General features: G+C 62.3%; 8 protein-coding genes. 5 read left to right on the forward strand and 3 right to left on the reverse strand.

Annotated features, from left to right (window positions below):
* Positions 1 to 107, reverse strand: a 107-nt coding sequence (locus AACZ55_RS14240; RefSeq protein WP_339647180.1) for a peptide-methionine (S)-S-oxide reductase, incomplete at its 3' end; no start/stop codon positions are given.
* Positions 108 to 548 (reverse strand): peptide-methionine (R)-S-oxide reductase MsrB, encoded by a 441-nt coding sequence (msrB, locus tag AACZ55_RS14245; protein WP_338607176.1) that lies wholly within the window; start codon positions 546 to 548, stop codon positions 108 to 110.
* Positions 549 to 714: 166 nt separating this feature from the next.
* On the opposite strand from msrB, the gene AACZ55_RS14250 reads away from it, so the two are divergent.
* From AACZ55_RS14250 to AACZ55_RS14260, 3 genes are all read left to right on the forward strand, one after another.
* On the forward strand, positions 715 to 2,721 hold the full coding sequence (locus AACZ55_RS14250) for an aldo/keto reductase (protein WP_339647169.1): 2,007 nt from the start codon (positions 715 to 717) through the stop codon (positions 2,719 to 2,721).
* Between the two features lie 89 nt (positions 2,722 to 2,810).
* A complete protein-coding gene (glpD, locus tag AACZ55_RS14255) occupies positions 2,811 to 4,322 on the forward strand; it encodes a glycerol-3-phosphate dehydrogenase (protein WP_339647171.1) in 1,512 nt (503 codons plus the stop codon).
* A gap of 323 nt (positions 4,323 to 4,645) precedes the next feature.
* Positions 4,646 to 5,548 (forward strand): LysR substrate-binding domain-containing protein, encoded by a 903-nt coding sequence (locus AACZ55_RS14260; protein ID WP_339647174.1) that lies wholly within the window; start codon positions 4,646 to 4,648, stop codon positions 5,546 to 5,548.
* Between the two features lie 74 nt (positions 5,549 to 5,622).
* Here AACZ55_RS14260 and AACZ55_RS14265 read toward each other — a convergent pair whose 3' ends face one another.
* Positions 5,623 to 6,318, reverse strand: a complete 696-nt coding sequence (locus AACZ55_RS14265) for a YafY family protein (protein ID WP_339647176.1) — start codon at positions 6,316 to 6,318, stop codon at positions 5,623 to 5,625.
* A 98-nt stretch (positions 6,319 to 6,416) separates the two neighbouring features.
* Between AACZ55_RS14265 and AACZ55_RS14270 the strand changes: the two genes are divergently transcribed.
* Both AACZ55_RS14270 and der read left to right on the forward strand, forming a co-directional pair.
* The gene (locus AACZ55_RS14270; protein WP_339647178.1) at positions 6,417 to 7,199 is read left to right on the forward strand and encodes a tetratricopeptide repeat protein; all 783 of its coding nucleotides are present in this window, start codon (positions 6,417 to 6,419) and stop codon (positions 7,197 to 7,199) included.
* Positions 7,200 to 7,310: 111 nt separating this feature from the next.
* Positions 7,311 to 8,771, forward strand: a complete 1,461-nt coding sequence (gene der / locus AACZ55_RS14275) for a ribosome biogenesis GTPase Der (RefSeq protein ID WP_338607169.1) — start codon at positions 7,311 to 7,313, stop codon at positions 8,769 to 8,771.
* Positions 8,772 to 8,881: the final 110 nt, after the last annotated feature.

Below are 8,881 nucleotides of genomic sequence, written 5' to 3' on the forward strand. Positions count from 1 at the left end.
TCCCCGCCACTATAGCCGACCCGCGTATCGATGACGCCGGGCATCTTGCGGATCAGATCCTGCATGCCCCAGAAGCATCCACCGGCTAAAATTGCATGTTCAGTCATCTATCCCTCCACCTGATCGAGATATGAGCCATAGCCTTGCGCTTCCATGTCCTGCTTGGGAACGAAGCGGAGCGAGGCCGAGTTGATGCAGTAGCGCAACCCACCGCTCTCGGCGGGTCCATCGGGAAAGACGTGACCGAGATGGCTGTCGCCATGGCTTGAACGCACTTCGATCCGTGTCATCCCGTGGCTGTCGTCGCGCAGCTCGGCGACATTGTCTGTGACGATAGGTTTGGTAAAGGCAGGCCAGCCGCAACCGGAATTATACTTGGCCGCCGACGAGAAAAGCGGTTCGCCCGATACGATATCGACATAGATTCCGGGCTCGAAATGCTCGTCATATTCGCCGGTGAAAGGCCGTTCCGTCCCGTTTTCCTGCGTTACCCGAAACTGCTCGGTCGTCAGCCGCTCGACGGCTTCTCTTGTTTTGCCGTAGGTCAACGATGTGTCCTTTCGTGAAAGTGTTGCCCTATATTTGGGTACTGCCCAACCGTTCGTCAAACCAGGGGCGGTCAATTTATCGAAGGTGGCGAGGAGTGCCTTGGTGTCACAGGCAATTTGATGCCAATGTGCGGCACTGGCCAATTCGAGAAAGAAGATTCTACCCATGTCAAATCAGCACAAAATCCGGTGGGGGATCCTCGGTCCGGGCGGCATCGCCCGCGCCTTCGCCGGCGGCCTGGCGCACGCGCAATCGGGCGAACTCGTGGCGCTGGGCGCGCGCAATCCCGATAAGCCCGACTACGCCGAAAACTTTCCCGGCGCCCGGGTTCTCAATGGCTATGACGCGCTGCTGGCCGACCCCGAAGTCGATGCGATCTATATAGCCACTCCGCACCCCCAGCACGCCCAATGGGCCATCAAGGCGGCCGAGGCGGGCAAGCATGTGCTGTGCGAAAAACCCATGGGCCTGACCGCGTTCGAGGCCGACGCCATGTTCCACGCCGCGCGCGAGGCAAAAACCTTTATGGGCGAGGCCTTCATGTACCGCGTCCATCCCATGACCCAAAAGCTCATCGATCTTGTCGCGTCCGGCGAAATCGGCGAGGTCCGCGCCATAAAATCGAGCTTTGGCTTTGCCATGCCGCGCTTCGATCCCGAACATCGCCTCTATGCCAATGACCTCGCCGGTGGCGGCATCCTCGACGTCGGTTGCTATCCTGTGTCCATGGCGCGGCTGATCGCCGGCGCGGCAAACGGCAAGCCCTTCCTCGAACCCGAAAGTGTCCACGGGACCGCCCATCTCGGCCAATCCGGCGTCGATGAATGGGCTGCAGCGGTGCTCAAATTTCCCGGCGGCATCCTGGCCGAAGTCTCCTGCTCGGTTTCGCTCGCTCAGGACAATATCCTGCGCATTCTGGGCACAAAGGGACGCATCGAGGTGCGCGACTTCTGGTTCGCCACCGGCCATAAGGGCGGCACCGCCCTGATCGACATCATCCGTCCCGACGGCACTCACGAGCCCATCGAGGTCTCAGAAGCCGGATGGCTTTATTCCTTTGAGGCCGAGGCGGCCAGTGTGGCAATCCTTGCCGGCCAGACCGAGTTCAGCGCCCCCGGCATGAGCTGGGACGACACCCTCGGCAATCTGCGCGTCCTCGACAAATGGCGCCAGGCCGCCGGTCTCGAATACGAGATCGAAAAGCCGGCCCTGCGCACCAAAACCCTCAAGGGCGAGGCGCTAATCGGTGGCAACCAGATCGGCCATATCGCCATCCCCGGCCTGGACAAACCGATTTCCAGGCTCGCCATCGGCTTTGAAGATTTCCGCAGTTTTTCCAGCGCCGCGATCCTGCTCGACGCGTTTTATGAAAAGGGTGGCAACGCCTTCGATACTGCCTTCATATACGGCAATGGTATCACCGAAACCCTGTTCGGCGATTGGCAGGCCTCGCGCGGCATCCGCGACGATGTGGTGGTGGTCGGCAAAGGCGCCCACTCGCCACTGACCTATCCAGAAATGATCGCCAAACAGCTCGACATCAGCCTCGACAGGCTCAAGACCGACCATGTCGACGTCTATTTCATGCACCGCGACAACACCGATATTCCGGTCGACGAATTCGTCGACGCCATGGATGCAGAAGTCCGGCGCGGACGTATCCGGGGTCCGTTCGGTGGTTCCAACTGGACCCGCGAGCGCTTCGATGAGGCTGTCGCCTACGCCAATCGTACCGGCAAGACGGCGCCCGGCGCCCTCTCGAACAATTTCTCGCTGGCCCAAATGCAAAAGCCGCTCTGGCCCGGCTGTGTCGCCTCGTCCGATGACGCCTGGCGCGCATGGCTCTCGGACCGCCGGGTCACCAATTTCGCCTGGTCGAGCCAGGGCAGGGGCTTTTTCACCGACCGGGCCGGGCGCGACCGAACGGAGAATCCCGAACTGGTCGAGACCTGGTACACCGACGCCAATTTCGCCCGTCGCGATCGCGCCGTCGAGCTGGCGCACAGGCTGGGCAAAAAACCCATCCACGTCGCGCTCGCCTATTGCCTGCATCAGTCGTTCCCGATCGTCCCGCTCATCGGTCCGCGCACCCTCGCCGAACTCGATGACAGCCTGCAGGCGCTCGATATCGCGCTTACGCCCGATGACGTCGTCTGGCTGCGCGACGGATGACCCCCCGCCGATTCCAGCCTGTTACACAATCGGCACATTTGCCGGTGTATGACGGCCCCGAACTCTGATCTGAACTCCTGGAGGCGCGGGTGAGCGACCCGGTATTCGACATCTTTATCGTCGGCGGTGGCATCAATGGCTGCGGCATCGCGCGCGATGCGGCGGGGCGGGGCTTTTCGGTCTGCCTTGCCGAAATGAACGATCTGGCCTCTGGAACCTCCTCGGCCTCCACCAAGCTCATCCACGGCGGCCTGCGTTATCTCGAACATTACGAATTCCGGCTGGTGCGCGAATCCTTAAAGGAACGCGAAGTGCTCTGGGCCATGGCGCCGCACATCATCTGGCCGCTGCGTTTCGTCCTGCCCCATCACAAGGGCCTGCGCCCCGCATGGCTCCTGCGGCTGGGGCTGTTCCTTTACGATCACATAGGCGGCCGCAAGCGCCTGCCGCCCACCGCCACCCGTAACCTGCGAAAAGACCCGCTGGGGGCCGTTCTCAAGTCCGGCCACGCCAAGGCATTTGAATATTCCGATTGCTGGGTCGACGATGCCCGCCTCGTCGTCCTCACCGCCCGCGACGCTGCCGATCGTGGCGCCGAGATTCACACCCGCACACGCCTGACATCGGCCCACCGGGAAGGCGACCATTGGGAAATCACCACCGTCAATGACGCTGGCCAAACCCGGACCGCACGGGCCCGCATGCTGGTCAATGCCGCCGGACCCTGGGTATCAGAGGTGCTTTCGGGCCTGATCGGCGGCAATGAAAGCCACGACGTCCGCCTCGTCAAAGGCAGCCACATCGTGGTGCGCAGGCTCTACGACGATCCGCGCTGCTTTTTCTTCCAGAATGCCGATGGCCGCATCTTTTTTTCCATTCCCTATCAGGGCGATTTCACCCTGATCGGCACCACCGACCAGGACTTCGACGGCGATCCGGCATCCGTCGACATTTCCCCGGCCGAAATCGACTATCTGCTCGAGGCGGCCAACCAGTATTTCAGTGACCCGATCGATAAAGACGATATCTCCTGGACCTATTCCGGTGTCCGTCCGCTCTACAATGACGGCGCCTCCAAGGCTCAGGAAGCCACGCGAGACTATGTTCTCAAACACACCGGCGGCAAGGGTACGCCCGCGCTGCTCAATGTGTTCGGCGGCAAGCTGACCACCTACCGCCGCCTCGCCGAATCCGCGCTCGAGCACATCGAATCCGCTCTGGGGCGTCGAAAGCCCCGCTGGACCGCGCACTCGTCCCTGCCGGGCGGCGGCTTCGCCGTCGACGGCTTTGAAGCCGAAGTCGAGGGTCTGCGGGCTCAATACCCGTTTCTGGCCGCCCGGGATGCAGAAAGGCTCACGCGCGCCTATGGCACGCTCGCCTGCGCCATCCTGGGCGACGCCCGCACCCCCCAAGACCTCGGCCCCGATTTCGGCTGCGGCCTGACCGGCGCCGAAGTGCGCCACCTGGTCGAGCGTGAATGGGCCCGCAGCGCCCAGGACATCCTCTGGCGCCGCTCCAAACTCGGCCTTTATGGCGAGCGCATTGATGGTCCAGCGCTCGCTGCATTCGTGCGGGATATGGTCGACGCCCCGAACCCCTAAACGAACCTGCGCGATACTTGGCTTATCGAAAGCCCATTGCATACCACGACCGCGCTCTGGAAGTTGCTTGACTGGTGCAAGGCGCCGCGTTGCTCCGCTTGCGGCATCGGCACCAGCCCGATATCGGCCCGCATCCGCTCATTGAGCCGCGATATGTCCAGATATTCCGGGCGATTGCTCGGGTGCGTCAACACTGCTCTTATAAGATTGGAAAACCGCGTCATGAGATTTATCCTTCCGGTATCGTCCGGCCAGAATGCGCCGGAACGCCTTCGGAAGACCAATCGAACGTTACATCGATCCATAAAGAGAGCTTATGATAAATGAGCGAAAATCTGCCGCCTCTGCCAACCCTGCGCGTGTTCGAGGCCGCGGCCCGTCATCTCAATTTCACTCGTGCAGGCGAGGAACTGGGCATGACCCAGGCGGCGGTCAGCTATCACATCAAATTGCTGGAAGAGCGCATCGGTGCGACCCTGTTCGTGCGTCAGGGACGAAAGCTCGATCTCACCGACACGGGAAACACACTCGCACCGGCCCTGAGCAGCGCCTTCCGCTCGGTAGCCAGTGCGTTTGAGGCCGCGAAAGCGAAGACGGGCAGTACGCTGTCGATTTCGGCGCTTCCGACCGTCTCGACCCAATGGCTGGCCCGCCGCCTTGGCGCGTTCCAGATCAGCCATCCCGAACTTGCCGTGCGGCTTGAAATGTCGACGGCCCTCGTCGATTTCGATCATGACGATATCGATGTCGGCATTCGTGTCGGATTGGGCGAATATCCTGGGCTCGTCTCCCACCTTCTGTTCAGGGCCGAATACGCGCCCATGCTCAGCCCGGCTCTGGCCGCGAGCGTGGGCGGCGTCGAAACGCCGGCCGACCTGCTCAAGCTGCCCTTCGTCAGCGAGGGCGAACTCTGGAATGCACAATGGCTCGAACTGGTCGGCCTGCCTCGTCCCGACGTGGTCAAGGGGCTCAACGTCAATTTCGGCAGCCAGTATCTGGACGCCGCAGCAGCGATCTCGGGCGCCGGCATCGCCATGCTGACTCCGGCCCTCTATCGCGAGGAACTCAAGGATGGGCGCCTGATCCAGCCTTTCGATACTGTCGGTGTCGATCCCGTCAGCTACTGGCTTGTCTATCCCCACGCCCGCCGCACGCTGCCCAAGATCAGGGCTTTTCGCGATTGGCTCCTGGCCGAGGCAGAGGCGCTGCAAAACCATGGAGATTGACAGCCGGGGTTACCCGCACCGTCGGCAGATGGTTGCGCGCGTCAAGGGCCGGGCAATCGACCGTGCCCGGGGCTCTAATGGCGGCTTTGTTCTTCCAGCCACTGGACGTGCCAGTCCTCGGAAAGGGCGGCCCGGCGGCGGCCATAGCGCCCCTCGGTCAAATCGGCCCCGACAATCCTCTCGGTGCGGAAATGGCGGAACGCGTTGCGCAGCGTGCACCAGGCCGCGATGATCTGCTTGTTTTCGTAAAAGGCGATCTGCACCGGCCAGATTTCGCGCGCCGATGCATTGCCCTTTTCGTCCTCATAGTCGATGCGCAGGGCCCGTTCGGCGCGCATCGCCTTCCGCACCAGGGCCATGAGGGGCAGGGGGGCGCCGACCGCCTCGACCCGAACCGGCCACAGTCCGGTATCGGAAATCCGGTCACGCAAGTCGTCCGGGCTCGCCGTGGCGATCTTGCCCAAGGCGTTTCGCGCCGCAGCGGAAAGCTCGACGTCTGGCTGCGCCTCAACCCAGCGCGCGCCAAGAACCAGGGCCTCGAGTTCATCGGCCGAAAACATCAGCGGCGGCAGAAAAAAGCCCGGCCTCAGCATGTAGCCGACCCCCGCTTCCCCTTCGATAGGAGCGCCGAGCCCGATCAGCGTCTGGATGTCGCGATAAAGCGTGCGAACGGACACCCCTTGGACTTGGGCCAGTTGCGCCGCCGTCACCGGCAGCCGGTGCCGGCGGAGGGCATCCATGATCGCAAATAGGCGTTCTGTCTTGTCCATGTGTGAAACTGCTGCGAATCCGGTCCTTTGCGACGTTGCATTATAGGGGCGGCACCACTATTGTCCGGCAAAATTTTGGACAGTCTGGATACCCCCTGATGAGCGACGATTCCTTCCTGCGCGAAGTCGAAGAAGAACTGCGCAGCGACAAGCTGAAAGCCTTCTGGCGCCGCTTTGCGCCGTTCATCATTGGCGGTGCTGTGCTTATCGTGCTGCTGGTGGGCGCCAACGAAGTCTGGAAGTGGTATCGCTCGAGCACGGCCGCCAACGCGTCCGACCAGTATTATGCCGCGGTCGAAATGGCCGACAGCGGCGATGTCGCAGGCGCTCAGGCTGCCTTTGCCGAACTCGAAGCGAGCGGGCCGGCTGGCTATGGAATTCTGGCGCAGTTTCAGGAAGCCGCGCTTCTGGCCGAGCAGGGTGATCCTCAGGGCGCGATCGAGGCCTATGACGCGCTCGCCGCCAGTCTCGACCAGCGCCGGTTGCGTGAACTCGCCTACATTCTCGGCGGCTATCTTGCCGTGGACCATCTCGATGTCGGTGCCGTCGAGCAGCGCGTCGGCGGTCTGACCGGCGAAGACAGCGCCATGCGCAACAGCGCCCGTGAAGCGCTGGGGCTCGCCCACTACAAGGCGGGCAATCTCGAGGAGGCGCGTATTAATTTCGAAGCCATGGCCGCCGACCCCAATGCGGGCCAGGACATCCAGCTGCGCGCCTTCATCTATCTCGAGCAGCTTGCCTCGACCGGTGTGGACGTGAGCGAAGACCTGCTTGGTGCCACCGGACCCATGGACACGGCCCCCGAGCAGGCCACTGTTCCCGCCCAATCCCCGAGCCTGGACACGGTCGGTCAGCCGCTGGAAGCTGAAACCGAACAATGAGCGCGAATGTAACCGTCGCCACCAGTGATGCCAGCAAAAGTGGCTTGCACTTTTGCGGTTCGGCATCGCGCAGGAAAATTATGGCGACTACGAACAAGAGCGTGAATTGATATGAGCGCAAGCGTAACCGTCGCCATCGTCGGCCGCCCCAACGTCGGCAAATCGACCCTGTTCAATCGGCTGGTGGGCCGCAAGATCGCCATCGTCGACGATACGCCCGGTGTCACCCGCGACCGTCGCGAAGGGCTGGGCCGGATCGGCGATCTGACCTTCACGCTGGTCGATACCGCCGGCTATGAAGACGCCAACGACGACAGTCTCGAAGCGCGCATGCGCCGCCAGACCGAAATGGCCATCGCCGAAGCCGACGTCATCTTGTTCATGATCGACGCCCGCGCCGGGCTGACGCCAACAGACGAGCATTTCGCCCGTCTGCTGCGCAAGGCCGACAAGGAAATCCACGTCATCGGCAACAAGGCCGAGGGCAGGGCCGCCGAGGCCGGGCTGGTCGAGGCCTATGCCCTGGGCTTTGATGAAGCCATTCCTCTCTCCGCCGAGCACGGATTGGGGCTGGCCGATCTCTATTCCATCATTTCCCAGGCCGTCGACAGGGCCGATGAAGCCAAGGCTGCTGCCGCAGAAGCCGAATTCGACTACGATATGGTGCAAAAGCCCGCTGTCGATGTGGACGTCAACGAAGACGAGGGCGAGGATCAGGCCGGCGACACGGCTCCCCTGCGCTGGAACCCCAACCGTTATCTCAACGTCGCCATCGTCGGGCGCCCCAACGCGGGCAAATCGACGCTGATCAACCGCATGGTGGGCGAGGAACGTCTTCTCACCGGCCCCGAAGCGGGCATCACCCGCGACTCGATCATGGTCCCGTGGGAGTGGGAAGGCCGGGTCATCAACCTGGTCGATACCGCGGGCATCCGCCGCAAATCCCGCGTGCAGCAAAAGCTCGAAAAGCTCTCGGTCTCCGACAGCCTGCGCTCCATCCAGTACGCCGAAATCGTCGTCCTGCTGCTCGATGCCACCATCCCGTTCGAAAAACAGGACCTGGCGCTGGCCGATCTGGTCGAGCGCGAAGGCCGCGCCATGGTCATCGCCGTCAACAAATGGGACCTGATCGAAGACAAGAACGCCAAGATCCTCGAACTGCGCGCCGAATGTGAACGCTTGCTGCCTCAGTTGCGCGGCATCCCGCTGGTCACCATGTCGGGCCTGCAGGGCCGCAACATCGACAAGCTCATGAAGGCGATATTCGAGATCGAGCGGACCTGGAACGTCAAGATCCGCACTGCCAAGCTCAACCGCTGGCTCGCATCCATGACCGAGCACCATCCGCCCCCGGCGGTGTCCGGCCGGCGCCTGAAACTGCGCTACATGACCCAGGCCAAGACGCGCCCGCCCAGCTTTATCATCTTCGCCTCACGTCCCGATGCGCTGCCCAAGGCCTATCAACGCTACATCGTCAACGGCCTGCGCGAAGACTTCAATCTCCCCGGCACCCCCATCCGCCTCTGGGTCCGCGGCGGCAAGAACCCCTATGTCGATGACGACGGGAAGTAGACATTGAAAAAGGCCGGGTTCGCACCCGGCCTTTTTCTTTTGAAATCCAGTCCGCTAGAGCGTGTCCAGCAAAAGTGGAAACGGTTTTGCGGTTTGGACACGCGACAAAA

It is taken from the genome of uncultured Pelagibacterium sp. (assembly GCF_963972885.1).
Classification (GTDB): Bacteria; Pseudomonadota; Alphaproteobacteria; order Rhizobiales; family Devosiaceae; genus Pelagibacterium; species Pelagibacterium nitratireducens.